This is a genomic window from Mesorhizobium temperatum (assembly GCF_002284575.1).
GTDB classification, from domain to species: Bacteria; Pseudomonadota; Alphaproteobacteria; order Rhizobiales; family Rhizobiaceae; genus Mesorhizobium; species Mesorhizobium temperatum.
Window position 1 is genome coordinate 1 of sequence record NZ_NPKJ01000018.1, and the last position, 25,356, is coordinate 25,356.

The 25,356-nt window shown below is 62.2% G+C and carries 24 protein-coding genes; 10 read left to right on the forward strand and 14 right to left on the reverse strand.

Annotated features, from left to right (window positions below; genetic code table 11):
• Positions 1-91: 91 nt before the first annotated feature.
• Positions 92-1,012 (reverse strand): polyphosphate kinase 2, encoded by a 921-nt coding sequence (ppk2, locus tag CIT26_RS03765; RefSeq protein WP_095491318.1) that lies wholly within the window; start codon positions 1,010-1,012, stop codon positions 92-94.
• Between the two features lie 249 nt (positions 1,013-1,261).
• Here ppk2 and CIT26_RS03770 point away from each other — a divergent pair, with 249 nt between their 5' ends.
• Positions 1,262-2,305, forward strand: coding sequence for an aldo/keto reductase (locus CIT26_RS03770; protein WP_095491319.1), 1,044 nt, complete (start codon positions 1,262-1,264; stop codon positions 2,303-2,305).
• 36 nt (positions 2,306-2,341) lie between these two features.
• On the opposite strand, the gene CIT26_RS03775 is transcribed toward CIT26_RS03770, so the two are convergent.
• Positions 2,342-3,313: a glycosyl transferase family 90 gene (locus CIT26_RS03775; RefSeq protein WP_095491320.1), complete on the reverse strand. Its 972-nt coding sequence runs from the start codon at positions 3,311-3,313 to the stop codon at positions 2,342-2,344.
• A gap of 202 nt (positions 3,314-3,515) precedes the next feature.
• Between CIT26_RS03775 and CIT26_RS03780 the strand changes: the two genes are divergently transcribed.
• Positions 3,516-3,674: a hypothetical protein gene (locus tag CIT26_RS03780; protein ID WP_023798419.1), complete on the forward strand. Its 159-nt coding sequence runs from the start codon at positions 3,516-3,518 to the stop codon at positions 3,672-3,674.
• A gap of 54 nt (positions 3,675-3,728) precedes the next feature.
• On the opposite strand, the gene CIT26_RS03785 is transcribed toward CIT26_RS03780, so the two are convergent.
• Both CIT26_RS03785 and CIT26_RS03790 read right to left on the reverse strand, forming a co-directional pair.
• Positions 3,729-4,097 carry a DUF982 domain-containing protein gene (locus tag CIT26_RS03785; protein ID WP_245319086.1) on the reverse strand — a complete coding sequence of 123 codons (369 nt, stop codon included), beginning with the start codon at positions 4,095-4,097 and terminating at the stop codon, positions 3,729-3,731.
• Positions 4,048-4,713 (reverse strand): GntR family transcriptional regulator, encoded by a 666-nt coding sequence (locus CIT26_RS03790; protein ID WP_095491322.1) that lies wholly within the window; start codon positions 4,711-4,713, stop codon positions 4,048-4,050. Before CIT26_RS03790 ends, CIT26_RS03785 begins: the two co-directional genes overlap by 50 nt.
• Before the next feature lie 177 nt (positions 4,714-4,890).
• Here CIT26_RS03790 and CIT26_RS03795 point away from each other — a divergent pair, with 177 nt between their 5' ends.
• Positions 4,891-6,150, forward strand: a complete 1,260-nt coding sequence (locus CIT26_RS03795) for a multidrug efflux MFS transporter (RefSeq protein WP_095491323.1) — start codon at positions 4,891-4,893, stop codon at positions 6,148-6,150.
• A 40-nt stretch (positions 6,151-6,190) separates the two neighbouring features.
• On the forward strand, positions 6,191-6,565 hold the full coding sequence (locus tag CIT26_RS03800; protein ID WP_095491324.1) for a DUF423 domain-containing protein: 375 nt from the start codon (positions 6,191-6,193) through the stop codon (positions 6,563-6,565).
• 272 nt (positions 6,566-6,837) lie between these two features.
• On the opposite strand, the gene CIT26_RS03805 is transcribed toward CIT26_RS03800, so the two are convergent.
• The 5 genes from CIT26_RS03805 to CIT26_RS36415 all read right to left on the reverse strand — a co-directional run bounded on the left by CIT26_RS03805 (position 6,838) and on the right by CIT26_RS36415 (position 10,583).
• Positions 6,838-7,203 carry a hypothetical protein gene (locus CIT26_RS03805; protein ID WP_143747781.1) on the reverse strand — a complete coding sequence of 122 codons (366 nt, stop codon included), beginning with the start codon at positions 7,201-7,203 and terminating at the stop codon, positions 6,838-6,840.
• A 53-nt stretch (positions 7,204-7,256) separates the two neighbouring features.
• Positions 7,257-7,589 carry a hypothetical protein gene (locus CIT26_RS03810; protein ID WP_095491326.1) on the reverse strand — a complete coding sequence of 111 codons (333 nt, stop codon included), beginning with the start codon at positions 7,587-7,589 and terminating at the stop codon, positions 7,257-7,259.
• Between the two features lie 76 nt (positions 7,590-7,665).
• Positions 7,666-9,198 (reverse strand): S8 family peptidase, encoded by a 1,533-nt coding sequence (locus CIT26_RS03815; RefSeq protein WP_167391268.1) that lies wholly within the window; start codon positions 9,196-9,198, stop codon positions 7,666-7,668.
• Positions 9,199-10,212: 1,014 nt separating this feature from the next.
• Entirely contained in the window at positions 10,213-10,377 is a 165-nt protein-coding gene (locus CIT26_RS36410) for a hypothetical protein (RefSeq protein WP_095491329.1), read from the reverse strand.
• Between the two features lie 62 nt (positions 10,378-10,439).
• Positions 10,440-10,583 carry a hypothetical protein gene (locus CIT26_RS36415; protein ID WP_095491330.1) on the reverse strand — a complete coding sequence of 48 codons (144 nt, stop codon included), beginning with the start codon at positions 10,581-10,583 and terminating at the stop codon, positions 10,440-10,442.
• Positions 10,584-10,723: 140 nt separating this feature from the next.
• On the opposite strand from CIT26_RS36415, the gene CIT26_RS03835 reads away from it, so the two are divergent.
• A complete protein-coding gene (locus tag CIT26_RS03835) occupies positions 10,724-11,806 on the forward strand; it encodes a LacI family DNA-binding transcriptional regulator (protein ID WP_095491331.1) in 1,083 nt (360 codons plus the stop codon).
• Between the two features lie 122 nt (positions 11,807-11,928).
• Here the strand turns inward: CIT26_RS03835 and CIT26_RS03840 are convergent, their stop codons facing one another.
• Complete coding sequence (locus CIT26_RS03840; protein ID WP_095491332.1) at positions 11,929-13,149, reverse strand: OpgC family protein; 1,221 nt, start codon at positions 13,147-13,149, stop codon at positions 11,929-11,931.
• A gap of 205 nt (positions 13,150-13,354) precedes the next feature.
• Between CIT26_RS03840 and CIT26_RS03845 the strand changes: the two genes are divergently transcribed.
• Positions 13,355-14,026, forward strand: coding sequence for an alpha/beta hydrolase (locus tag CIT26_RS03845; protein ID WP_095491333.1), 672 nt, complete (start codon positions 13,355-13,357; stop codon positions 14,024-14,026).
• 13 nt (positions 14,027-14,039) lie between these two features.
• On the opposite strand, the gene sthA is transcribed toward CIT26_RS03845, so the two are convergent.
• Positions 14,040-15,428 carry a Si-specific NAD(P)(+) transhydrogenase gene (sthA, locus tag CIT26_RS03850; RefSeq protein ID WP_095491334.1) on the reverse strand — a complete coding sequence of 463 codons (1,389 nt, stop codon included), beginning with the start codon at positions 15,426-15,428 and terminating at the stop codon, positions 14,040-14,042.
• 204 nt (positions 15,429-15,632) lie between these two features.
• Here sthA and CIT26_RS03855 point away from each other — a divergent pair, with 204 nt between their 5' ends.
• The 3 genes from CIT26_RS03855 (at position 15,633) to CIT26_RS03865 (ending at position 18,128) form a co-directional block, all read left to right on the forward strand.
• Entirely contained in the window at positions 15,633-16,103 is a 471-nt protein-coding gene (locus CIT26_RS03855; protein ID WP_095491335.1) for an RDD family protein, read from the forward strand.
• Between the two features lie 137 nt (positions 16,104-16,240).
• A complete protein-coding gene (locus CIT26_RS03860) occupies positions 16,241-17,005 on the forward strand; it encodes an arginyltransferase (protein WP_095491336.1) in 765 nt (254 codons plus the stop codon).
• Positions 17,006-17,231: 226 nt separating this feature from the next.
• Positions 17,232-18,128, forward strand: a complete 897-nt coding sequence (locus CIT26_RS03865; protein WP_095491337.1) for a DMT family transporter — start codon at positions 17,232-17,234, stop codon at positions 18,126-18,128.
• Here the strand turns inward: CIT26_RS03865 and CIT26_RS03870 are convergent.
• Together CIT26_RS03870 and parC are read right to left on the reverse strand one after the other, a co-directional pair.
• Positions 18,116-19,327, reverse strand: a complete 1,212-nt coding sequence (locus tag CIT26_RS03870; protein ID WP_095491338.1) for an AI-2E family transporter — start codon at positions 19,325-19,327, stop codon at positions 18,116-18,118. The genes CIT26_RS03865 and CIT26_RS03870 overlap by 13 nt on opposite strands.
• Positions 19,328-19,596: 269 nt before the next feature.
• On the reverse strand, positions 19,597-21,849 hold the full coding sequence (gene parC / locus CIT26_RS03875; RefSeq protein WP_095491339.1) for a DNA topoisomerase IV subunit A: 2,253 nt from the start codon (positions 21,847-21,849) through the stop codon (positions 19,597-19,599).
• A gap of 255 nt (positions 21,850-22,104) precedes the next feature.
• Here parC and CIT26_RS03880 point away from each other — a divergent pair, with 255 nt between their 5' ends.
• Entirely contained in the window at positions 22,105-23,295 is a 1,191-nt protein-coding gene (locus CIT26_RS03880) for a hypothetical protein (protein WP_095491340.1), read from the forward strand.
• A 268-nt stretch (positions 23,296-23,563) separates the two neighbouring features.
• Here the strand turns inward: CIT26_RS03880 and aspS are convergent, their stop codons facing one another.
• Positions 23,564-25,354, reverse strand: coding sequence for an aspartate--tRNA ligase (aspS, locus tag CIT26_RS03885; protein WP_167391271.1), 1,791 nt, complete (start codon positions 25,352-25,354; stop codon positions 23,564-23,566).
• Between the last annotated feature and the right edge of the window lie 2 nt (positions 25,355-25,356).

Sequence of the window (25,356 nt, forward strand, 5' to 3'; positions counted from 1 at the left end):
CCATCCCGAATCTCCCTGCTGCGACCATCACCACAGAATCACCGTTCGGCTTCTGTGCAAAGGTCTCACAAGGGGAGAAGGGAGCCGTGCCTCAATACTTCTCCGGCACGTACAGCTCGCGCGGCAGCACCTGGCGCTCGTATTCGGGATTGAAGACGCGCTCGGGCAGCGTGATCTCTTCGTGCGGCACCTCCTCATAAGGCATCTGCTTGAGGAGATGATCGATGCAGTTCAGCCGTGCCCGCTTCTTGTCGTTGCCCTCGACGATGAACCAGGGAGCCTCGGGAATGTTGGTGCGGGCGAAGGTCTCTTCCTTGGCCTTGGTGTACTGCTCCCAGCGCACGCGCGACTGCAGGTCCATCGGCGACAGCTTCCACTGCTTCATCGGATCATGGATGCGCATCTGGAAACGCATTTGCTGCTCCTCGTCGGTGATGGAGAACCAGTATTTGACCAGCGTGATGCCGGAGCGGACCAGCATGCGCTCGAACTCCGGCACGTCGCGGAAAAACTCTTCGACCTGATCCGGCTCGGCGAAGCCCATCACCCTTTCGACGCCGGAGCGATTGTACCAGGAGCGGTCGAACAGCACGATCTCGCCGCCTGCCGGCAGATGCGGCACGTAGCGCTGGAAATACCACTGCGACTTCTCGCGCTCGGTCGGCGCCGGCAAGGCGACGACGCGGCAGATGCGCGGATTAAGCCGCTGGGTGATGCGCTTGATGACGCCGCCCTTGCCGGCCGAATCGCGGCCCTCGAAAACCACCACCAGCTTCTTCTTGGTGTAAGCCACCCAGGACTGCAGCTTGATCAATTCGGATTGCAGCGTGATCAGGTCACGAAAATATTGCTGGCGATCCATCGAGGGCGGATGCGCGTTCTTGTAGATCTTGGCGATTTCCAGCGACAGCGCCGGTTCCGACATTTCCAGCTCGTAGTCTTCGTCAAGCGTGTCGGCCAGTTCCGCCTCCAGCCAGTCCTTGGCGGGAGAATTCTGTTTTGCTTCGGTCATTTATGCTGCTCCGCGTGCACGCCCGTGTCGGCGTCCGGCCTGCCGGCCAAGATCGAACACCTTGAGCCGACTTGCATATAGGCCGGCAATGACGGTTTTATTGCAGCCGGCCCGTGCGCCGGTCCGTGAGATGTGATCGATCAGCCTCCATGGCATGCACGACAAGCGGCTCGAATTGTCCTACAAATGCCAGGCTCCATCGGGCAGCCTTCGAAGCAGCCCTTCTCAACGCAATTGCGAGGATCTGACATGGAATACCGCACACTCGGCCGTTCCGGGCTGAAGGTTTCGACGCTGACCATGGGCACCATGACCTTTGGCGGCGCCGGCGCGTTTTCGGCGGTCGGCAAGACCGATCTCGACGAGGCGCGCCGGATGATCGACCTCTGCATCGGTTCCGGCATCAATCTCATCGACACCGCAAATGTCTATTCGAACGGGCTTTCGGAAGAGATCATCGGCGAAGCGCTCGGCGGCAAGCGCAAGGGCGATGTGCTGATCGCCTCCAAGGCGCGCATGCGGATCGGCGACGGTCCCAACGACGAAGGGCTGTCGCGCTATCATCTGATCCGCGAGTGCGAGAAGAGCCTGAAGCGCCTCAGGACCGATGTCATCGACATCTATTTCCTGCACGAATGGGACGGCACGACGCCGCTCGAGGAGACCATCGCCGCGCTCGATACGCTCGTCAGCCAGGGCAAGGTCCGCTATGTCGGCTGTTCCAACTATTCCGGCTGGCAAGTGATGAAGGCGCTGGGGATCAGCGATCGCCAGCACCAGCCGCGCTTCGTTACCCAGCAGATCCACTACACGCTGGAGGCGCGCGAAGCCGAATATGAATTGCTGCCGATCTCGGTCGACCAGGGGCTTGGCGTGCTGGTGTGGAGCCCGCTCGCCGGTGGACTGCTGTCCGGCAAATACAACCGCGACCAGGCCACCGCCCGCCAGCTCAGCGGCTGGTCTGAACCGCCGATCCGTGATGAGGACCGACTATGGCGGATCGTCGACGTGCTCGCCTATATCGGCAACAACCATGGCGTGTCGGCGGCGCAGGTGGCGCTTGCCTGGCTGCTCGGCCGGCCAGCCATCAGCTCGCTGGTCATCGGCGGCCGGACCGAAGCACAGTTCAAGGACAATATCGCCGCTGCAAGCCTGGTGCTGACCAGCGATGAGCGCGCACGCCTCGACGCAGTCAGCCGCCCGCCCGTTCTCTACCCCTACTGGCACCAGCAGTTCACGGCAAAAGACCGGTTTGGTCCGGCCGATCTGGTTCTTGACCGGGAAGGTGTCTGACTACGGATCCGGATCAGGTCGAAGGTCGCTGCGGGCTTAGCCGGAGATAAAACGCCAGACCTCGGGATCAGGCTCGATCTGACCGCTGAGCACGAAATACTTGTAGAGCACGAGCAAGCAGATCGCCTGCTCGGCCCGTTCGTCGGCGAACTTGCGGCAATAGGCGTTGGCGGCGGCAACGATGCGTTCGGCCTCAGTCGAATGCCGTTCGAGATACTGCACCCGCTCGGCAAGATCCGTGAAATCAGGTTCGAGCGGCACATAGTGGACGTTGGCCACGAGATCGCTTTCGGCGAACCATGTCTCGTATGTCGGCGGCGGCATCAGGCACAGCGAATTTGAACTCATGATCCATTTTAGGTTGGTCGCCACATCGTTGCCTTCGAGCGAAATGATGTAGCGACAGCGCCGCTGCTGGTCGATACTCAGATAAGGCTTGCGATATTCCGGTGCTGCCGTCGGTTTGGGCGTGCCGACATCGCAAAAGGGCAGCTCGCGCGCGGCCTCCAGAAGCAAGGTCCTTATCGGGTTGTTGAGCTCGCCGCGCCACACCGCAACCGGCAGCTTGTCCGCGAAGGCTACATCGTCGGCGGGCATGTGGAAGTGGCGGAACTTGTTGAGCTTGAACAGGACCCCGTTCCTGTTGTCGCCGGCGATCGGCCGATCCTTGACGATCGACGGCATCGCAGGCACTTCGATGACGTCGCCGAATTCGAGGTCGATGCGCAAATCGGGATCGAAGTAGCGGGCAAATTCTTTCAGATCGTAGTAATACATGCTCCGGCCTCTCGGTAGCCGGCTGACCGGCACGGCCCCGGCGCTCGGCGCGAAAGCCTCCTGCAATCTGTTGTAGTAGTTGAGACGCGCGCGGACCGATCCGTCCGAAAGCCTGGCCTGATCGAGCAGCCCGGCGAGCCTGCGGCGGAACAGCGCCTGCGGTGCGATATCGCGCACGGCATTGCGCGCATAGTAGAATAGCTTCTGTGCGTTTCTTTGAAGGGTGGCCATCGGTCACTTGGTGAAAAGTCGGCTTGTGATTTGCCCCCGGTCCCTCCTACACCATTGTGCCGGCTATCTTGCAAGCCACGGAACCGTGTTCAGCCGGCCTGCCGGCTGTGTATGGAGCCGATCGCCCTTTGCGGTGTTGTGTTTGCTGCCCAATGCTCCTAGGCAGGGCTAAGAAACCTGTGGGATTGTGAAAGGAAGAGATATGGCGCGAGCACCGAATTACGGCCAGGAACGCAAGGAACGCGACCGGCAGAAGGCCGCCAAGAAGGCGGAAAAGCAAGCGGCCAAGGTCGCAGCCAAGGAACGTTCGAAGCCCGAAGACGAGACCACGTCCGAGACCGAAACGGAAACGGCAGAGTAAAACGCATCCGGCCGGCGAGACTGATCGGATTAGCCGAGGAATCCCGCTGCGTTCTCAGGCCGGCGCCTTGTCGCTGACGAACACGTTCACTTCACGCGCGGCGGCGATGAAGGCGCGCCTTGCCGTCATCGCCGGTTTGTCGCCGGCCAGCGCATCATGGCAGGCCTGCAGCGCTTCGCGATGCTTTGGACTGCGCTTGCCGGGCCAGTTGTTGAGGAGGTAGTCGGAAGCCTCGCGGACCGTACGCAAGAGCTGAGTGGTACCTTCCGCGCCCGACTTGACGGTCACGGGTGTTTCAAATCGGTTGTTTTCCATCGCCGCTCTTACGCCATCGGCGCTCGCGAAGCGAGGGCGAAAGTGGTTGCCTCCGCAATCACGCCGCGACGACGGCAAATCCCCTGGCACGCAGGCCGCGCCGGTCATTGTGCAATGATGTCACCAGCCGGTCGCGGCTGCCGATGATATGAGCCGAAAGCCGGTGTGCCGCCTCATCCGCATCGCCGGCCCGCACCGCCGCCAGAATGGCACGGTGTTCGGCCCAGGCACGGCCGAGTGCCGCCTCGTCGCGCACCTCCAGCCAACGCGCTCGCGACAGGCGCGTCATCGCATCGCGAACCGCCCTGAACAGGAACTCGTTGCCGGACAGCCGTGCCAGCTCGATGTGAAAGTCCATGCCGACGCGATGCCATTCCTCGCGCGGGGTGCCGGCGTCGCAGGAGTCCAGCATCGCCTCGACGACGTCGACGGCGCTCCTGTCCTCCAAGGCACAAGTCAGCTTGATCGCCGCGACCTCGACCGCCTCGCGGTAGACGGCGATCTGCTCGATCTCGGCGAGGTTGATCGGCGATACCGTCCAGCCGCGCCCGTCGCGGCACACCAGACCATCGGTCTCGAGCCGCAGCAATGCTGCCCTGACCGGTGTGCGCGACGCCCCGAAGCGGCTTTCGATCCAGCGTTCCGTCAGCCGCTCGCCGGGACCGATCTCCAGGCCGAGGATCATCTCCCGAAGCTGCTTTTCGACATTCTGCATCTGCGACATGGCGGTTCCGTTCTGGCCGTTTTGCTGGCGATCGGCTCGACTACCATCGTTTGCCGATCACGTTTGAGAGCGCCGCATTGACAGCCGTCGAGCTTGCGTCCATGACGGATACCAACTTGGTATCCCAAAATGGTATCCGGAACAAGTCGCCCAGAGACTTGCCGGACAGGACAGGACATGCCGCAAGAAGCCACCCCTGCCATGCAAGGTGCCCACAACATCCACTGGCGCCGCAATCTCGCCGTGTGCTTTGCCGGCTCGTTCAGCACACTAGTCGCCATGACGCTGCTGTTACCCTTCCTGCCGCTTTACGTCGAGCAGCTGGGTGCCGAGGGGCACGCGGCTGTTGTGCAGTGGTCCGGCATCGCCTATGGCGCGACGTTCTTCGCCGCCGCGCTGGTGGCGCCGCTGTGGGGACGGCTGGGCGACCGCTACGGCCGCAAGCTGATGCTGGTGCGCGCTAGTTTCGGCATGGCCGTCTGCATGTCGCTGACCGGCATGGTGGAGACTGTCTGGCAATTGGTGCTGCTGCGCCTGCTGATCGGTTTCGCCGGCGGCTATTCCTCGGGTTCGACCATTCTCGTCGCCATGCAGACGCCGAAGGACCGGTCGGGCTGGGCGCTGGGCGTGCTGTCGGCCGGCATCACCGCAGGCGCCCTCGTCGGTCCCCTGCTCGGCGGGGCGCTGCCGCCCTTAATCGGCATCCGCGCCACCTTCCTGCTCGCCGGCGGCGTCATTTTCCTGGCGTTCCTGGCAACGACCTTTCTCATCAAGGAGAACCCTCGCCCGGCAGCCGACAAATCAGCACCGACTGAGAAGCCGAAAGGCGGCTGGTCGCAAATCTCGGACAAACGCCCGGTCGTCGCCATGCTGGTGACCGGCATGCTGTTGAGCTTCGCCACCATGTCGATCGAGCCGATCATCACGGTCTACGTCCAGCAGCTCATCGAGGACCAAAGCCTGCTAACACTGACCTCCGGCGTCGTCATGTCGGCGGCGGCACTTGGCGCCATCCTGTCGGCCTCACGGCTCGGCAAGCTCGCCGACCGCATCGGCCACTGGAACGTCATCATTGGGGCGCTTACCATCTCGGCGCTGCTGTTGATCCCACAGGCCTTCGTGACACAGGGCTGGCAGCTTGTCGGCCTGCGTTTCCTGATGGGGCTGGCGCTTGGCGGTCTCTTGCCCTGCATTACCAGCGTCATCCGTCACAATGTTCCGGACGGCGTCGGCGGCAATGTGCTGGGCTTGTCGATCTCGGCGCAATATGTCGGACAGGTCGCCGGGCCGTTGCTCGGCGGCTTCGTCGGCGGTCATTTCGGCATGCGCGCGGTGTTTCTCGGCACATCCGTGCTGATGGCAGGCGGAGCGGCGTATAATTGGCTGGCCCAGTCGCGCCGCGCACGCGACATGCTGGTGCAGGCCGGCAAATCCTGACACGGTTTGCGGGCCATCACTACTTTACGGAGTCCAAGACATGAGCACGGCCGACCACCCAGCAAGCGGCAGCGGCCGCGCCCTCGTTTTCACCGGCGGCCTGTGCGGCGCGGCCGGCGTGGCGCTCTCTGCCGCGGCGGCACATCTGGGCGGCGCTTTCGTCGGTACGGTCGCGTCGTTCCTGCTCATGCATGCGCCGGTCTTTCTTGCCGTCGGCCTCGTCGGCGCAAACCGGATCCTGCGAAGCGCAAGCCTTATTCTTCTTGTCGGGCTTGTGTTGTTCTGCGGCGATCTCCTCGCTCGTGACTTCCTCGGCTCGCGGCTTTTCCCGATGTCGGCGCCGATCGGCGGCACCTTGCTCATCGCCGGCTGGCTGGCGGTTGCAGCCTCGGCACTGGTGCGCCCGCGCTCCTGAAACGTCATTCCCGCACCCATCGGGGGAGCTCGGTTGGTATCACCGATTTCCTGCTCAGGATAATTGAGACTGGCGATGCGGTCATGCTCAATTTAGCTGAGACGGTGCTCACATTATTTGCACCGCGCTCGCAATCATCTTCTTGTGTTCAGATTAAGTGAGTAGGCACTCCAACGCTGAAGTAGAGCGAGATAAGGGAAAGTGGAATGCGGGCCGGTCTCCCCCGATGTCGCTTCGCTGAAATGGCCATGCATGCAGTCTCGGTGGCCAGCTCAGTCAGCGGCTTCCGGCTCGTCGCGTGTGACACATACGATGCGGGGATCATCAGCAAGCCGCAGCAACTCGTCCTTGGCGAGTTCTGCGACGACCAGAGGCTGGCCGCTGATCGGTTCGGCCGTCACCGCCCCCGCTCGTCTTAAGGACGAGGCGAAGGCGCTAGTTTCCTGCTCGATGGCTTCACTATCCTGATCTCCCTGAATTCTAATTATTACACGGATTAGGTTTGTCTTCATATTCTCGGCCAGCGTCACGATGGCATCGGCCGGGGTCCGGCCGTTGCACATTGTTCCTTGCGAGAGCGCCGTGTCCGGCACGCCAGACATGCAGACCACCAGACCCCAGATCAGGTTGACCGACAAACGGCAATCCATAGAGCTCATATACACTAGGCCTTCAACGCGCTCAATCTGTCTTAGCGCCCGGCGTATCCGTGACTAATAATGTTCCTGTCGTTGGCACAGCCGGTTACGAACACGACCATCACCTTATTCGTCGCGAACGCTGTTAACGCGAGCGCCACCGTCTCCTTGAAGTTGCCACTGGTCCTCTGGATGTGAAAGTATTTCGACCCGCATCGGCCGGCTTTGTCGAGCTGGATCACGAAATCTCCCGGATCGGCGGCAAGGATGTCGATGTTACCAGTGACTGCGTCCTGCGCACGCGCGAGTTTGGTCGAACCTGCCACTCCAGCTATAGTCAGCGCCAATGTGGCCACAGAAATACTGATCTTGGAATTCCGTCTCATCACTTGCTCCTTTGTATAACCAGGTTCATTAGGTACTAAACTAGTGTGTTTGCAATCAGCAGCCTTTATGCTTGCGCTACTCAGCCGCCTTGATTGCGTAGTCGATTATCGGCGCGATCGCCCGGACCCCCAGCGGCTCATCATCTTCCAGGATGTATTGAACAACAGGAGCGACTACCTCTCCGCACACCGGTGTCGTCGTCGGCAAGGCACGCACCGCTGCCTCGAGATTGATCCGCGGCCGCGTCAGATTGTTACGTGTGTCCGTAATCGAGATACCAGTACACTTGAGAACTTGCTCGATTTGGTCGACCGTCAGATTGTTCCGCAGCGACCGTAGTGCGGCGACTGCACCCGCAACATGGGGTGCCGCCATCGAGGTGCCGGTTTTCGCACCGAAATTGCCGTTCAGTATGGAGGATGTAATGTTGGTGCCGGGGGCGAGCAGATCGACAACGGCTGCGCTGTCGGACGTTGTGGCCACCGTGTCGGTCTTCGTGGTGTTGCCGACCGTAATGGCCGTGGTGATGCAGCCGGGAGCCCCGACGCCTGTGCTCGAACCGCCGTTGCCCGACGACATAACAGTCGCGATGTCGGCGGCGCGTAATTGATCGACCAGTGCCTTGCGCGGATCGTTATCGCACGTCGCGAAGTCGCCGCCGCCGAGACTCATGTTCACGGCCGCTATGGTGAAATTGTTGCGGAGATCGAAGACGCGCTGGAGTCCGCGGATCTGATCCGACTGGAAGGTGAGGATGCAGGGCGAGGGCCTGCCATTGTTGGCGCAAGACTGGGGACCACCCGGTGTGGTCGAGTCAGTGAAGAGTGAAAACACCTGGATCGCGATGATGTCGGCCTGCGGCGCCACGCCACGCCTCGCCGTATCGCTGCCAGCAGCGATCCCAGCCACATGCGTGCCGTGATCACATCCGGCATTGCCACACGGAGCCGCTGATCCTGCAGCCGTTGAGTTGGTGACGCCTCCGGGGCAGACGCTGGTCGCGCCCGACGCGGTGGAGTTCGACGAGAAGCAGGCTTCCGAGACCACGCGGCCGCCGAAGAACGGGTGGGCGGCCTCCACCCCCGTATCCAAGATGGCGATAGTCTGACCCGCGCCGTTGACGCCGAGGGTAGCCGCGTCATCGGCGTTCACGAGAGGAATGCTGTCCTGCAGCGTCGGTGGTTCGGGGACGTCCTCGACGATATGGGACACGAGGCCCGCCGCGGCCATCTGGCGCAATTGTTCAGCCGTCACTTCGATCACGGCTAGTGGAAGACCGACTATCGGTTCTGCGCCCGCGACGCCTAGGTTCTGCGCGCGATTAACGAACTCATTTGTCGCCGCCGCTATTTCAGCGGCTCCGATTCTGTCAGTGGGAACGCCTGCCGGTCGAGCGACCCTCGCGATGACACGCACGAGACCCTGAGCTCGCGCGGTGGTCATCAGGTCATCAATCTCGGGCGCATCCACGTCCATAGGTGCTTCAAGGGTCTGAAACGCCCCTATATCTGCGGGTTGCGCGGGGGCCGGAGTTAGATTGGAAATCGACGCCAGCAGGGCGATTGCCGTGGAACGCGTAAAGCCCGTAACAGGAGTCACAATGCTCATGATCTTCCTCCTCATTCCTGGGTGGCCGAGCGCTCGACCGATGCTCGGTCGCGGCCGCCAACTAACTATCGCCTGCATGATCTTCACGCAGCCGCCTGACCTGTCCTTGCCTCGGCTCGGCGATCCGAGACACGCGGGCATCCGCTGGAGCAGGCAGTTCAGCCCCGCGTCGTCGTAAGGTTATCGGTCGGGTGAAAACTAATGGAGCCGAGCTTACGTATGGCTTACGGATCGCCCCGCGCGGAAATTACTTTTAGAATCGACATGCCAGCGCAACGATTATCGGCGACGGCTCCCGTCCTGCGGACTCGAGCACGCGCAGATACCGCTGATAATCCTCGGCCGCGCCTGCGAAATCATCCTGCCTTTGACCGCAGTTCGGTCAGCACGCTGTGTAGACGGTCGGATTCGGGAAAATGGTCGAGCGCCCGCGCGTATGCCGTTCTCGCCCCGAGGCCATTTCCTGCCTTTTCGTGCGTTTGCCTAGACGCATCGCAAGGTCGACGTAGCTGTAGCGAACCCGGTCGTCGGCCGCGATCGCCCATGCCGGTTCGGCTTGTCCAAAAAAGGAGTGGACCAGGAAAACTGGCGAACAGCTGGTTCAAGGCCGTTTCAGGAATCGTCTCGCCTGCGGCGACGATTTTCTTGACCTGCTTTTCCCATTCGTCGAGATCGACCCAGACTATTTCCGGCGAAAGCCGCAGTTTGCCTTCGCGCAGCGTGATAAAGTCCGATCGCCCAAGCAGTTTTCGCAGCCGATACAGCGCCTGATCGAGGCGGCATTGGCCTGCCCGCCGTCAAGATCCGGCCAGAGCCAATTCTGCAGCGTTTCGATCGAACAGACATGATCCTTTGACAATGTGAGAATGCGCAGGACATCGAGCGCGCCTCGGCGGCTTGGGGCCAAGTTCGAGCTCCAGACCGTCGCGATCGACCCGAAAGCCGCCGAGTACATTCGTTTGCCATTTCGCGAGAAGCGTCTCAGCAGCCATGATGCACAACCGCGTGCGACGGTCAGTCAGACGATGGCCGATCTTGCCGGTGTTCGGGCCGGACCGGCAGGTCGCGATTGCGTGCGGCCAGCTTGGTCAGACGGCGCCGCTCCGGCCTATCAGCGGCCGGCGAGATGCCCCAATAGTTGCGATAGATGTCTTCGAACAGGTGCTTGATCGGATGCATGGCTTCGCTCCTTTTTTCAACTTGAATCGATCCAATCGACAGGCCCGATAATGCCGTGCCGATCAGCTCCGCTTGCGCTCCACGAGAAAACGCAGATCGCGAATCCACGGGCCGGCCCTGCCGCGACGTGTCCGGGTCACCTCGTTGGAGGTAATGCTCCAGTCGTTGCGATAGACGTCCTCGAACAGACAATTGACGGGGTGCATGGCTCTCTCCTTCCTGAATCGATCCAATCGACAGTTGGGCTAAAATTGGATCGATTCAAAAATACACCCGACCGCATCATTGTCAAGCAAAAATTTGAATCGATCCAACGAAAGTGCTAAGCAGGACTCCGCAGGCAAAAATGGCGTCATCCACCGAAGGCAATACAAGACCCGTCCGGCTGGCCGACATCGCCAAGGCCGCCGGGGTTTCGCACGGCACCGCCTCCAACGTGTTCAGCCGTCCCGAGATCGTGCGCGAGGAAGTCCGCGAACGGGTCAAGGCGGCGGCCGAGGCGATGGGCTATGCGGGTCCGGATCCCAAGGGCCGACTGCTGCGCGCCGGCAAGGTCAACGCGATCGGCGTCGCCACGACCGAGCCGCTGTCCTATTTCTTCGAAGACCCCTTTGCCCGCACGATGATGGCCGGAATTTCCGAGGCATGTGACGCCACCGGTGCCGGCATCGCGCTGGTATCGGCCGGCAACGAGGAGAAGCTTGCCTGGAACATCCAGAGCGCGCTGGTCGACGGCTTCATCCTGTTCTGCATCGAGGGCGGCTTACGCCTCGTCGAACTGACGCGCGAACGCAAACTCCCCTTCGTCGCGCTTGAGCTCGGTTTCGACGACGACACTGTTTCGGCAATCGGCGTCGACAATGTCGCCGGCGCCCGCCTGGCGGCGCACCATCTTGCCAAGCTTGGCCATCGGCGCTTCGCCGTTCTGTCGCTGCCTTTCGCCGACGACAGGACCGGTCCTGTCTCGCCGGAGCAGGTCCGGACGGCCGTTTACCCCGGCACGCGCGATCGCCTCGTCGGCTATTTCGAGGCGCTTTCCCGGTTCGGCATCGATACCGCCGGGATTCCGGTATACGAGACCGAAAACGACGAAGCCAGCACCAGAGCCGGCCTCGAAACGATCTTCGCCTCAGCAGAGCCGCCGACCGCCATCCTGGCGATGTCGGACCGGATCGCCATGGTCGCGATCGAATGGTTGGCCGCGCGTGGCATCGCGGTTCCCGGCGACGTCTCCGTCATCGGCTTCGACGGGGTGCCTGACGCCGCACTTTGCAATCCTCCGCTCACCACGATCGCCCAGCCGATCGCCGAGATCGGCCGCCGGGCGGCGCGAACGATCCTCGATTTCGACGGCACGGTGCGGCGCGAGACGCTCGGCGTCGAGCTCGTCGTCAGGGCATCTTCCGGATCGCCGCCCAAAACAGCCTGAGCCCGGACATCTGGAGCGGGATGCATTCAAATTGAACTGGGCATCCCGCTCTATCTATTCGTTTTAGCCGCATTTCTGCGACGCCATGCGAAGCCAAGTGATTCCACTTGGCTGCAAATGCTCTACGGGTTGGTAGCCGCCATGCCGCCCACGCCGAAGGACGTATGGACAGGCGACGCCTCGCTGCGGACCGGCCTGCTCATGCCGGACCGCCCAATACCCGACAGCCATTCGAGATAATAGGCGAGCGCGAACTGCATGGCGATGCCGGCGGCGATCAGCAAGCTGTCATAGGCAAACCCGCCCGGGTTGATCAGCTTCATCACCTGCGCCGCCATGGCGATGACCGTGCCGGCGATGAAAACCGGCAGCGATCGTTTGCCCAATATGGCGAGCGGATGGTCGCGGCTGGTGCGGAACAGGTTCGAGACAGAAGGAAACGCCACGATCAGGTAGCTCACCGCCAGGATGTGCAGCAGCCTCGGCAGCGACAGGAACGTCTTGTCGAAGCCGGTCAGCACCACGGGCAGGTTCAGCCACGACACGTGCCCCCATAGCGGGCTGTGCACCCAGACCAACGCCGCCGCGACATAGACCGCCGACGCGCCGACCAGCCAGCGATTGACCGGAATGGTGCCGCCACGCCTGATATGCAGCATGCTCGCCAGGCCGATGTTGAAGAGGAATTGCCACGACAGCGGATTGAGAAACCAGAAGCCGGGCTCAGGATAATTCGGCGGGGCGATCTGGTAGATCCCGGCAACCAGCCACAGAGCTCCGGATAGGGCGAGTGCCGTGAAAGGCCTGCGGCTGATGAACAGCAGGAAGGTTGGCGCCATCAGCAGCAGCACCGCATAGACCGGCAGGATGTTGTTGTAGCCGAGCTGATGGCCAAGCGTGACGATGCCGATCAGCGCTTGCTGCGGGTTCCTGATCAACGGCTCGATGTTGATCAGCGTCAGCATGTCCGGCCGCTTCGCGAACACCGCCGCCGCGCAGAAGATGGCCAGCACCGCCATCGTCGTGACAATGTGGGCGACATAGAGCACACCGGCGCGGCGCCACAATTTCAGTGTGGCCATGAGCCGGTTTCCGGACCGGAATTTTGAGCCGTAGGCGAGCGCGACGGACATGCCGGAGATCAGCACGAAGGCCTCGGCGGCATCCGAAAAGCCGAAATTCTTGTAGGTCAGGGTTTCGAAAACCGTGCCCGGGACATGGTCGACAAATATGATCAGCAGAGCGAGGGCGCGGAACACATCGATGCGCGTATCGCGATCCGGGATACGCGTGACGCGATCCGGGATACGCGTTCCGCGATCCGGTGAAATTGGCATGGTCATCGATAAAAGGCCTCAAAGCTGGTTGTTCATGCCGGCGATCGATGCGACCGCCGGACGCACCGCTTCGATTCCTCCCGCGGGAGCATATCGGCGAACAAACGGACTGAAATGCGCCCGGTTCAATCAACTTTGAAGGAGCCCGAAAATATTCCGTTTTGAAGCCGGCAAATGAACAAAAGCGACGCGAAATCAGAAGGATGCAACTATGGCCGAAAAACCTCCGGAAGACGGCTTTTTGCGGCGCGACCTGCCGTTTTTCTATCGCCTCTACAGACCAGCAGAACCAACCGGCGAATGCCTTTTTCTGCTGCATGGATCCGGTGTCGACGAGACGACTCTGGTGGCGCTCGGGCAGCAAATCGCACCGCACGCGGTGCTGGTGGCGGTGCGTGGCCGTATCGACCAGGAGGGCGGTTTCCGCTGGTTCGCGCGAATTACCCCGACGCGCTTCGAACAGGAGAGCATCCGCACCGAGGCGGACGCTTTCGCCGGCTTCATCACCGCGGCCGCGAAGCGCCACGGGCTCGATCTCTCCCAAACGATCTTTCTCGGCTATTCCAACGGCGCCAACCTGGTTTCGAGCGTGATGCTGCTGCATTCCGGCCGCATCGAACGGGCGGCATTGCTGCGCCCGATGCCGGTGCTCGACGAGGTCCCCCCGGCCGATCTGTCCAAGGCGCGCGTGCTGATCATCGCCGGCGCCGCTGACCTGACCTACGCGCCCTTCGCGCCGGCGTTGGTCACATTGCTCGAATCACATGGCGCCGCGGTCGACGCCCACACCATCGCCTCCGGCCATGAAATCGGCGACCGGGATGCTGAAATCGTCAGGCAGTGGCTGGCGGGCCCGGCAACGGCGATCGCGCAGGCGAATTGACGAGCCCGTCGCCCTATGCCCGCCCCATCCGGTTCCAGGCATCCAGCCCGGCGATCTTGTAGGCTTCGGCCAGCGTCGGATAGTTGAAGGTGTTGTTGACGAAAAAATCGACGGTGCCACCGAGATTGATCACCGCCTGGCCGATGTGGATCAGTTCGGTCGCGCCCTCGCCAACGATATGCGCGCCGAGCAGCCGGCGCGTTTCGATCGAGAACAGAAGCTTCAGGAGGCCGGTGTTGACGCCCATGATATGGCCGCGCGAGGTTTCGCGGAAGCGCGCCACGCCGACCTCATACGCGCCGCCGCTCTCGCGCACCTGCTCCTCGGACTGGCCGACGGTCGAGATTTCCGGCACGGCGTAGATGCCGTAGGGAAAGGTTTCCGGCGGCGGCGGCAAGGGCACGCCGAAGGCATGGCAGGCGGCCACCCTGCCCTGTTCCATCGAGGTGGAGGCGAGGCTCGGAAAGCCGATGACGTCACCGGCGGCATAGATGTTCGGCGCGCTGGTCCGGAAGGTCTGCGGATCGACCTTGATGCGGCCCCGGGAATCGGCCTCGATGCCGACCGCGTCCAGGCCGAGCGCGCCGACATTGCCGGTGCGCCCCGCGGCATAGAGCACCATCTCTGAGCGTATGCTGCGGCCGTCGGCAAGCGTCACCTCGGCGTAGTCGGGTTTCGAGGCGATCTCCTTGATCGCACTGCCCAGCCGGATCGTCATGCCGCGATCGCGCATCTGATGGATGAAATCGTCGACGATCTCGCGGTCGACGAAATCGAGGATGGTGTTGCGCGGCTCGACCAGCGTCACCGGCACGTCGAGCGCCGAAAAGATCGTCGCGTACTCGACGCCGATGACGCCGGCGCCGATCACCGTCAGTGTGCGCGGCAGGCGCTCGAGTTCCAGCATCTCGTCGCTGTCGAAGACACGGACCTTGTCGAAAGGCACGTCGCGGGGGCGGTGCGGGCGGGTGCCGACCGCGATCAGCGCATGCGCGAAACCGACCTCGCTATAGTCCCCGGTGTCCGTCGTCAGGCTGGCTCTGTTGGGACCGAGAAACTTGACCGCGGCGCGCGCGCTCTTGACCGTGTTGCGCATAAACTGGTGCTGCAGCACCTCGACCTCGTGATCGAGCGTCTTGTGCAGGCGCTCGATCAGATCGCCGACCGAAATGTCCTGCTTGACCCGGTAGCCGCGCCCGTAGAAGCCGCGCTCGCGCCAGCCGGAGAGGTTGAGCACAGTTTCCCGCAGCGTCTTCGACGGGATAGTGCCGGTGTGCACGGAAACACCGCCAAGGCGCCGGCCCCTGTCGACCACCAGCACGGATTTGCTGAGCTTGGCCGACTGCACCGCGGCGCGGCGCCCGGAAGGCCCGCTGCCGATGACCAGCATGTCGTAGTCCATGTTGCCCCGTCCCTCGCCTGCGCTTTGTTGCATTGCAGCAAACTAACGTCATCCGTGCTGCAAATTCAACCGATCCGGCCAAGTTCGGCGCCTGCCTCCAGTCGCATGCCGAAAACGGCTCAATCTTGATTCCGCCGCAAGACTTCACCATTTCAACGTCAGGCGGCCCGCAACCTATCCCGGGCCTGATTACGAGGAAATGACATGAACGCGCGCGTTCTCGACGGCGAAATCATCACCTCCAGGCTCGATGATATCAGGGCCTATGACGGCGTGCGCACGCGGCGTGTCCTTGCCTTCATCATCGACTATTGCATCGTCGCGCTGCTCACCATCCCGTTCGCGATCCTGGTGTTCTTCCTCGGGCTTCTGACGCTCGGCCTCGGCTGGATGCTGTTTTCCGTCCTCGTGCCGGCCGTCGCCATCCTCTACATCTGGAACACGCTTGGCAGCACCGACCAGGCCACGACAGGCATGAAGATGATGGGGATCCGGCTCGACCGTCTGGACGGCACCCGTATCGACGGGCTGACGGCCGTGGTGCACTCGGTGCTGTTTTGGGCGGGCAACGTTATCCTGACGCCGCTGGTGCTTCTGGTGTCGCTGTTTGCCGACCGCAAGCGCACGCTGCACGACCTGCTGCTGGGCACGGTGGTCAGCCGCAGTGACCGCTGAGACAGCTTTTTCACCAGTCCCGCGAGCATTTGTGTGCAAAGTGAAGGCATCCGATGCCCACGCTTTCACAATCCTGTTGAATTTTTCGCCGTGCGCGCCAAAGGTATGATGATTCGCAGGAGTGTTTCCAAGGTTCGATGACGCACCATCCTACCCAGTCGCCGCAGTTCTTCCTGACCGCGCCGTCGCCGTGCCCGTATCTTGAGGGCCAGTTCGAACGCAAGGTGTTCACGCATCTGGTCGGCGACAAGGCGCCGGAGATGAACGACCTGTTGACGCAAGGCGGCTTCCGGCGATCGCAGAACATCGCCTACCGGCCGGCATGCGAGACCTGCCGCGCCTGCGTTTCGGTGCGCATCCTGGCCCAGGAATTCACCGCCAGCCGCAACATGAGGCGGGTGATACAGCACAATTCAGACCTCATCGGCGCGATGCACGACGCGCAACCTTCCACCGAGCAGTATTCGCTGTTCCGCAGCTATCTCGATGCCCGCCACCGCCGCGGCGGCATGTCCGACATGACAGTGCTCGATTACGCCATGATGGTCGAGGACACCCATGTCGACACCAAGGTTATAGAATACCGGCGCCGCGGCCCCGACAGCTTCATCACCGGCAAGGGCCAGGGCGAGCTGATCGCAGTCGCCCTCACCGACAAGATGGCCGACGGCCTGTCGATGGTCTATTCCTACTTCAATCCGGATTTCGAGGACCGCTCGCTTGGCACCTTCATGATCCTCGACCACATCGCCCGCGCCAGGGCGATGGGCTTGCCCCATGTCTATCTCGGCTACTGGGTCAATGGCTCGCGCAAGATGAACTATAAGATGCGCTTCATGCCGCAGGAGCATCTCGGCCCGAAAGGCTGGGAACGCTACGACCACGAAGCGGTTTCGCGCTGAATAGTTTTTCCAAAATCCAACCTTAAACTGTTCCCAGGGAGAGCATGCTGGCTTTTCCGCCATTACAGCGCCGCGCGCCCTTTTCGGGCGCGCAAAGGACGCTGTAACGCTTGAACTCGGCGCATGATCCTTTCCGAAAATCGATTCCGATTTTTCGGGTCATGCGTCTGACGGAGAGTGTGCAATAGCGCGGCTGGCCGCCTCCAACTTCATTGCGAGAACTGCCATGTCGTCCCACAACGATCACCAGAAGGGCCTTCTCATCACCGCCATCGGCGGGCTGACGCTGACCATCGACATTCCACTGATCCGGCTCGCCGACGGCGGCGTGTGGACGATCCTCCTGCTGCGCACCGGCACCACCTTGGTCGCGGCGCTGATCATCTGGGCCGTCTGGCGCTCGCTGAGCAGGAACGCGCCGCAGCTCATCCCCGGCTGGTCGGGGCTCGTTGTCGCCATATGCTACGGGCTGACCTCGGTCACCTTCATCACCAGCATCTATTACACCACGACCGCCAATCTGGTCTTCATCCTGGCCTTCAACACCGTGTTCGCGGCGCTGCTGTCCTGGCTGTTCCTGAAGGAGCGGCCGCGACTGGTCACCGTGGTCGCGATGCTGGCCATGATCGTCGGCGTCGCGATCATCGTCGGTGATTCGATCGGCACCGGGCACCTGTTCGGCGATCTTATGGCGCTGTGCTCGGCTTTCTTCATCGCGCTGGCCATCACCATCTCGCGTGCCAGCGGCAAGGACATGGGGTTCACATCGCTGATCGGCGTGATCCTGCCGCTGGCTGTCGCGGTGTTCATGGTCTCAGGCGAAGGCCTTCAGGTGAACGCGCCGTGGTGGATCATCTTCAACGGCGCCGTCATCATGCCGATCTCGTTCTTCTGCCTCGCCAACGGGCCGAAATATATTTCGGGACCGGAAGTGGCGATGTTCTATCTGCTTGAAACCGTGCTGGCGCCCGTCTGGATGTGGATGATCTTTGCCGAGATGCCGTCGCGCAACAGCCTGGTCGGCGGTGCGATCCTGATCGTCACGCTGGTCGTCCATTCGCTATGGCAGCTGCATGAGGGGCGCAAGCGCCGCGCAACCCTTGCGGTCAGTCACCCGGCCTGAGACTTCTTCTCGGCAACGATTTCGATTTGCGGCGGCGGCGCCCCTTCCAGCTCCGCCGGTGCTGCGGGGGCAAGTTCGTCGGCCAATTCCACCTCGCGCAGCCATTCGCGCCAGATTGCGACCAGCAATGCCATCAGCACCGGGCCGATGAACAGGCCGAGAAAGCCCATCGTCTTGACGCCGCCGATCAGGCCGAAAAAGGTCGGCAGGAACGGCAGCTTTATCGGGCCGCCGACCAGTTTCGGGCGCAATGTCTTGTCGACGATGAACAGTTCGACAGCCCCCCAGATGAACAGCGCCAACCCGGCCATCGGCGAGCCGCTGGCGGCGAGATAGATCGAAACAAGCGTGAAGGACAGCGGTGCGCCGCCGGGGATCAGCGCCATGATGCCGGTCAGGGCGCCGAGCGTCACAGGCGACGGCACGCCGGCTAGCCAGTAGGCCACGCCCAGCACCACCCCCTCGCCGATGGCGATAATGGTCATGCCGGTTACCGTCGAGGAAATCGTCGCCGGCACGACGCGTGAAATCCGCTCCCACCTGGTCGGCAGGATGCGTTCGCCGAGACGGTCGACCTGCCCGGCAAAATGCTCGCCGTCGCGATAGGCAAAGAACAGCGCGATCATCATGAACAGCAGCGCCAGCAGAAGGCCGAAGGCGCTGCCGCCGGCGGCCAGCACGCCGCGATAGATGCTGCCGATGTTGGCGCCGCTGATCAGCTGGATCAGTTCGCCGATGCCGCCGGGATGGCCGAGATTGCGCGTCCACTGCTCGTTCAGCCAGTCGCCGACCACGGGCAGCGTGGCGATCCAGTGCGGCGTCACCGCGCCTTCGCGGTTGGTCTCGATCGCCCAGCCGACCCATTCGCGGACTTCGTTGCTGGCGTAGGCGCCGGCGAGCGCGATCGGCACCACCAGGAAGGTGAGAATGAACAGGATCGCCAATGTCGCGGCGATCGTGCGGTTGCCGCCGACAGCAGCGAGCAGTCGCCGATAGAGCGGCCAGCTGGCAAAGGCGATGACCAGGGCGGCCAGCACCGGGACCAGGAAACCATGAAAGAAATAGACCCCGGCGGCAACGATCAGCACCAGGAGCCAGCGCGCCGCCGACAGCGGTGGAATGACGGCGGATCTGACCGGCGTCGACAGGCCGAACAAGCGCTGCTGCCCTTCCGGTTTCTTAATCCTGGTTTCTTTCAAATGCCCATTTCTCCCAAAGGCGTCTGTCCGCGCGCCTTATGTAGCGATGCTTATGCACCGACATAGTGCAGCAATCGTGACGACATTCCAAATGTTTGCATGGAGGCGCTAATCTCCCCCCTTGAGGGGAGATGGCCGGCAGGCCAGAGGGGGTCGGAACGTTCAGACGCGACCCCTTACCACGAACAGAGGAGGCTGGAGCTTCACGCGGCGGCGACACCCTCTGTCGCCTTCGGCGACATCTCCCCCTCAAGGGGGGAGATTAGCAACTACCCGAATTTCCCCGTCCTCGGGAATCCCTTTGGCACCATGCGTCCGGCCGAGGCTCGAGCACCGATCCATTCGACCAGCTCTTCGCGTGATTTGATGAAGGTGCGGTCGGCCGAATCCTGCCAGGACAGACCGCTGGCGAGCGTGAAGGGCTTGAGATCGAGGACGCCGCCATCCTTGTATTTCTGCAGGCGAACGCCCTTGCCGCGACCCATCTCAGGAATCTCGGCGAGCGGGAAGACCAGCATCTTGCGGTTTTCGCCGACGATGGCGAGATGGTCGCCGGCGACCGGCACACAGCGCTGGGCCTCGTCGGGCGCCTTGACGTTCATCACCTGCTTGCCTTTGCGGGTGTTGGCGACGACCTCTTCTTCCGGCACGATGAAACCATTGCCGTCGTGCGACACCAGCAGCAGCTTGCGCTTGGGATCATGGACAAAGGCGGTGACGATGTCCTGGTCGTTGTCCATGTCGACGATGATGCGGATCGGTTCGCCATGGCCGCGCCCGCCCGGCAGCCGGTCGGCGCCGATCGTGTAGAACTTGCCGCCGGTGGTGAAGACCAGCACCTTGTCGGTGGTCTGGGCGTGGAAGGCGAGCTTGAGGCTGTCACCCTCCTTGAAGGTCAGCAACGAATGGTCGGTCATGTGACCTTTCATCGCCCTGAGCCAGCCCTTTTCCGAAACGACCACGGTGACCGGCTCGCGCTCGATCATGGCATGGGCGATGTCGGTCAGGTCATGTTCGGGCGCGTCGGCGAACTGGGTCCGGCGCTTGCCGAGCTCGGTCTCCGGTCCGAATTTCTCGCGGATGCTGGAGACTTCCCACTTGATCGTCGACCACTGCCTGGCGTCGGACGCAAGCAGCGCCTCGATCTGCTTTTTCTCGATAGTGAGGCCGTCGAATTCCTTGCGGATCTCGAATTCCTCGAGCTTGCGCAGGGCACGCAGCCGCATGTTGAGGATGGCTTCGGCCTGGTTGTCGGTGAGCGACCAGCGCGCCATCATGACTTGCTTGGGCTCGTCCTCCTCGCGGATGATCCTGATCACCTCGTCGATGTTGAGATAGGCGATCAGATAGCCGGCGAGGATCTCCAGCCGCCTTTCGATCTCGCCGAGGCGATGTCTGGAGCGGCGGATCAGCACCTCGCGGCGGTGCTCCAGCCATTCCTTGAGCACGCCTTTCAGCGACAGCACGTTGGGTATCTTGCCGCGCGACAGGACGTTCATGTTGAGCGGAAAGCGGCTTTCGAGCTCAGTCAGCTTGAACAGCGATTCCATCAGGATTCCGGGATCGACCGAACGGCTCTTCGGCACCAGTACGACGCGGACGTCTTCGGCGCTCTCGTCGCGGATGTCTTCGAGCAGCGGCAATTTGCGCGCCATCAGAAGCTCGGCGATCTTTTCGATCAGCCGCGCCTTCTGGACGCCGTAGGGGATTTCGGTGACGACGATGCTCCAGGTGCCCCTGCCCTGGTCCTCCTGGCTCCATTTCGCCCTGACGCGAAAACCACCGCGACCGGTTTCATAGGCTTCGAGGATCGAGACACGGCTATCGACGATGATGCCGCCGGTCGGGAAATCCGGACCTTGGACGAAGTCCATCAATGTCGTCACCGGTGCATCCGGATGCTCGATCAGATGCAGGGCGGCGTCGCAGAGCTCGGCGGCATTGTGCGGCGGGATCGAGGTCGCCATGCCGACGGCAATGCCGGACGAGCCGTTAGCGAGCAGGTTCGGGAAGGCGCCGGGCAGCACGACCGGCTCCTCGTCCTCCTCATTGTAGGTCGGTCGGTAGTCGACCGCATCCTCGGTGATGCCGGACAGCAGCTCGGTCGCCACGTCGGTCATGCGCGCTTCGGTGTAGCGCATGGCGGCGGCGTTATCGCCGTCGATATTGCCGAAATTGCCCTGCCCGTCGACCAGAGGGTAGCGCATCGAAAAATCCTGCGCCAGCCGCACCAGCGCGTCGTAGATCGACTGGTCGCCATGCGGATGGAACTTGCCCATCACTTCGCCGACGATGCGGGCGCATTTGGCGAACCCCTGGTCGGGGTTGAGCCTGAGCAGCCGCATGGCATGCATGATGCGGCGATGGACCGGCTTCAGCCCGTCGCGCACATCCGGCAGCGCCCGGTGCATGATGGTCGACAGCGCATAGGCGAGATAGCGCTCTTCCAGCGCTTTCTTCAGATCGACCGGCTCGATGTTGTCGCCACCGCCATCGCCAGGCGGTAAAAGCCTTTTTCCCATGGGGTGGGACTAGCCGAGCGGGTGATTCGCGGCAAGAGGCGCTGAATGCGCCGCCCCTTCCGCAACACGAACTGGACGCCGACCAACATCAATCGGTTACATCCCGGCTCTAAGGCAATGGATCGGATTTGCCTTTCGCAGTGATTTTCGACCATTGTGCGGGAGAACGCCTTTTTCCCGTCCAGTTCGTCACGGAAGGGTGACGGCGCAACGAATTGAAAAGACAATCTTCAGGACACGCTCAGGGGACTCGCGATGACGATCAGACGCTCGACACTCAACAAACTTGCTTTTTCGACGTTTTTGCTGACGCTGCCGCTGAACGCGGCCTTGGCGCAGGATGCGGCGGTCGCCGACCGGCTGAAGGCGGCTCTCGCCGCCCAGGGTGTCGACATCTCCTGGACCGCGGTGACGGGCGATGCCTCCAGCATGGTGTTGCAAGGCGTGGCGTTCAAACCGGCGGCCGAAAAGGAAGCGTTCAAGATCGGCGACATCAAACTCGAAGGCGTGACGGAAGCCAATGGCGGTTATGAAATCGAAACCGTCTCGACTTCGGCATTCCAGCACAGCGAAGACGGCGTCACGCTCGACCTCAGCCCCTTCATCATCCACGACATGACGGTTCCGGCCGACGGCGCCACGGGCCCGCTGGGTTCAATGATGATGTATAAATCGGCCGAACTCGACAACATGACGGTCAAGGTTGCCGACAAGACCGCATTCTCGATGAACAGGCTCGCCATCGAAATCACCCCACCTGCCGACGGCAAGGCGATGGAATTTTCCGGCACCACGGAAAAGTTCAATGCCGACCTGACGCTGGTCGAGGACCCGAAGTCCAAGGAGGTGATCAACGCGCTCGGTTACCAGAACATCACCGGGAACCTTAAAATGGCGGGCACCTGGCAGCCTGCGGACGGCAAGATGGAGCTATCGAAATACGACATCTCCGTCGACAATGCCGGAACGCTCGGCATGACCTTCGGTCTCGGCGGCTACACGCTGGACGTCATCAAGTCGCTGCAGGAGATGCAGAAGAAGATGGCGGCGCAGCCAGAAGGCGCCGATAACTCGGCGCAAGGCATGGCCATGCTCGGCGTGTTGCAGCAGCTTTCGTTCAACAGCGCTTCGATCCGCTTCGACGACGATTCCTTGACCAACAAGGTGCTGGACTATGTCGGCAAGCAGCAAGGCATGTCCGGCAACGACATCGCCAACCAGGCCAAGGCGATCGTGCCTTTCGGCATGGCGCAGCTCAACAATCCCGAATTGACGGCGCAGGTGTCGGCTGCGGTCGGCAAATATCTCGACGATCCGCAGAGCATCGAAATCTTGGCCGAGCCGCCGGCAGCGGTGCCGTTCGCGCTGATCATGGCGGGCGCCATGTCCAACCCGGTGGACCTGACGAAGACGCTTGGCGTGACGGTCAAGGCGAACGAGGACTGACCGGCACGTCTCTGGCCGGTTTGCAAAATGCGCTCGCATTGGAAGTGTCAGCGCCGCCCCTCATCCGCCTGCCGGCACCTTCTCCCCGTATAGTGACGGGGAGAAGGGAAATGGCCGCGACCTTGGCGCGCATTTTTGCGACGCTGGCAGCTGGCGAAATCATTCGTGACAGCGTCTTTCTCCCCGTCGCTATACGGGGAGAAATGCCCGGCAGGGCAATGAGGGGCAGCGCAAACCGACAGCGTTTAGAGTCGGTTGCGGGAGGTTTTTAACCCTCTTTCTTGGTCACCGCGACGCGCAGCGACAATTCGCGAAGCTGCTGCGGGCTTGCTTCCGACGGCGCGCTCATCAACAGATCATAGGCCTGCTGGTTCATCGGGAACATGGTCACTTCGCGCAGGTTCCTGGCGCCGACGAGCAGCATGACGACGCGGTCGATGCCGGCCGCCATGCCGCCATGCGGCGGCGCGCCATACTGGAAGGCGCGGTAGAGGCCACCGTAGCGCGCCTCAACCGTCTCGCGATCCAGGCCGACGATCTCGAATGCCTTGACCATCGTTTCGGGCAGATGGTTGCGGATGCCGCCCGAGGCGATCTCGAAACCATTGCAGACCATGTCGTACTGGAATGCCTTGATCCCAAGCAAATCCTCGCCGTTGAGCGCCTCGATGCCACCCTGCGGCATCGAGAACGGGTTGTGGCCGAAATCAACGAGCTTCTCGTCCTCGTTCCATTCGTAGAAGGGGAAGTCGACGATCCAGCACAATTCGAAACGGTCGCGGTCGACGAGGTTCAGCTCCTCGCCGGCGCGGGTGCGCGCCGCTCCCGCGAACGAGACGAATTTCTTCGGGTCGCCGGCGACGAAGAAGGCGGCGTCGCCATCCGCAAGGCCAAGCTGGAGGCGAATCGCTTCGGTGCGCTCCTCGCCGATGTTCTTGGCGAGCGGACCGGCGCCTTCGAGCTTTTCGCCTTCCTTGCGCCAGAAGATGTAGCCGAGGCCCGGCTGGCCCTCGCCCTGCGCCCACGAATTCATGCGGTCGCAGAAGGCGCGTGAACCACCGGTCTTGGCCGGAATGGCCCAGACTTCGGCCTTCGGGTCGCTGGCAAGGATGTTGGCGAACACCTTGAAGCCGGAATCGCGGAAATGATCGGAGACCGCCTGCATCTCGATCGGGTTGCGCAGGTCCGGCTTGTCGGTGCCATATTTGCGCATGGCGACGTCATAGGGGATGCGCGGAAACTCCTGCGTCACCGGCTTGCCGGCGGCAAAGGTCTCGAACACGCCCCGCATCACCGGCTCCATTGTCGCCAGAACGTCGTCCTGCTCGACGAAGCTCATTTCCACGTCAAGCTGGTAGAATTCGCCCGGCAATCGGTCGGCGCGCGGGTCCTCATCGCGGAAGCAAGGCGCGATCTGGAAGTAACGGTCGAAGCCCGAAACCATGATCAATTGCTTGTATATCTGCGGTGCCTGCGGCAGCGCGTAGAAGGTGCCGGGATGGATGCGCGACGGCACCAGGAAGTCGCGCGCGCCCTCAGGCGACGACGCGGTCAGGATAGGCGTCGAGAATTCGGTGAAGCCGACCTCGCCCATGCGCTTGCGCATCTCGGCGATGATTTTCGTACGCGCCACGATGTTCTTGTGCAGCGTGTCGCGGCGCAGATCGAGGAAGCGGTATTTGAGACGGATATCCTCGGGATAGTCCGGCTCGCCGAAGACCGGCAGCGGCAATTCCTTGGCCGCCGACAGCACTTCGATCTCGCGCGCGAAAATCTCGATCTCGCCGGTCGGCAGGTTGGCGTTGGCGGTCTCGGCCAGGCGCGCCTTGACCTCGCCGTCGACGCGGATGACCCATTCGCCGCGCACGGTCTCGGCAATCTTGAAGGCTGGCGAATCCGGATCGGCGACGATCTGGGTCAGGCCATAGTGGTCGCGCAAATCGATGAACAGCAGGCCGCCATGGTCGCGTACGCGATGCACCCAGCCCGACAGGCGAACGGAAGAGCCGACGTCGCTCTTCCTCAACTGGGCACAGGTATGGCTGCGGTAACGATGCATTG

Coding starts and splice junctions, on each gene's coding strand:
- CIT26_RS03785 (WP_245319086.1), bottom strand. CDS start 4,097: ATGACCGGCGCGGCCTGCGTGCCAGGGGATTTGCCGTCGTCGCGGCGT.
- CIT26_RS03780 (WP_023798419.1), top strand. CDS start 3,516: ATGGCGCGAGCACCGAATTACGGCCAGGAACGCAAGGAACGCGACCGG.
- ppk2 (WP_095491318.1), bottom strand. CDS start 1,012: ATGACCGAAGCAAAACAGAATTCTCCCGCCAAGGACTGGCTGGAGGCG.
- CIT26_RS03775 (WP_095491320.1), bottom strand. CDS start 3,313: ATGGCCACCCTTCAAAGAAACGCACAGAAGCTATTCTACTATGCGCGC.
- parC (WP_095491339.1), bottom strand. CDS start 21,849: ATGGGAAAAAGGCTTTTACCGCCTGGCGATGGCGGTGGCGACAACATC.
- CIT26_RS03860 (WP_095491336.1), top strand. CDS start 16,241: ATGACGCACCATCCTACCCAGTCGCCGCAGTTCTTCCTGACCGCGCCG.
- aspS (WP_167391271.1), bottom strand. CDS start 25,354: ATGCATCGTTACCGCAGCCATACCTGTGCCCAGTTGAGGAAGAGCGAC.
- CIT26_RS03790 (WP_095491322.1), bottom strand. CDS start 4,713: ATGTCGCAGATGCAGAATGTCGAAAAGCAGCTTCGGGAGATGATCCTC.
- CIT26_RS03845 (WP_095491333.1), top strand. CDS start 13,355: ATGGCCGAAAAACCTCCGGAAGACGGCTTTTTGCGGCGCGACCTGCCG.
- CIT26_RS03815 (WP_167391268.1), bottom strand. CDS start 9,198: ATGAGCATTGTGACTCCTGTTACGGGCTTTACGCGTTCCACGGCAATC.
- CIT26_RS03855 (WP_095491335.1), top strand. CDS start 15,633: ATGAACGCGCGCGTTCTCGACGGCGAAATCATCACCTCCAGGCTCGAT.
- CIT26_RS03800 (WP_095491324.1), top strand. CDS start 6,191: ATGAGCACGGCCGACCACCCAGCAAGCGGCAGCGGCCGCGCCCTCGTT.
- CIT26_RS03880 (WP_095491340.1), top strand. CDS start 22,105: ATGACGATCAGACGCTCGACACTCAACAAACTTGCTTTTTCGACGTTT.
- CIT26_RS03865 (WP_095491337.1), top strand. CDS start 17,232: ATGTCGTCCCACAACGATCACCAGAAGGGCCTTCTCATCACCGCCATC.
- sthA (WP_095491334.1), bottom strand. CDS start 15,428: ATGGACTACGACATGCTGGTCATCGGCAGCGGGCCTTCCGGGCGCCGC.
- CIT26_RS03840 (WP_095491332.1), bottom strand. CDS start 13,149: ATGACCATGCCAATTTCACCGGATCGCGGAACGCGTATCCCGGATCGC.
- CIT26_RS36415 (WP_095491330.1), bottom strand. CDS start 10,583: ATGCACCCCGTCAATTGTCTGTTCGAGGACGTCTATCGCAACGACTGG.
- CIT26_RS36410 (WP_095491329.1), bottom strand. CDS start 10,377: ATGCATCCGATCAAGCACCTGTTCGAAGACATCTATCGCAACTATTGG.
- CIT26_RS03770 (WP_095491319.1), top strand. CDS start 1,262: ATGGAATACCGCACACTCGGCCGTTCCGGGCTGAAGGTTTCGACGCTG.
- CIT26_RS03835 (WP_095491331.1), top strand. CDS start 10,724: ATGGCGTCATCCACCGAAGGCAATACAAGACCCGTCCGGCTGGCCGAC.
- CIT26_RS03810 (WP_095491326.1), bottom strand. CDS start 7,589: ATGAGACGGAATTCCAAGATCAGTATTTCTGTGGCCACATTGGCGCTG.
- CIT26_RS03795 (WP_095491323.1), top strand. CDS start 4,891: ATGCCGCAAGAAGCCACCCCTGCCATGCAAGGTGCCCACAACATCCAC.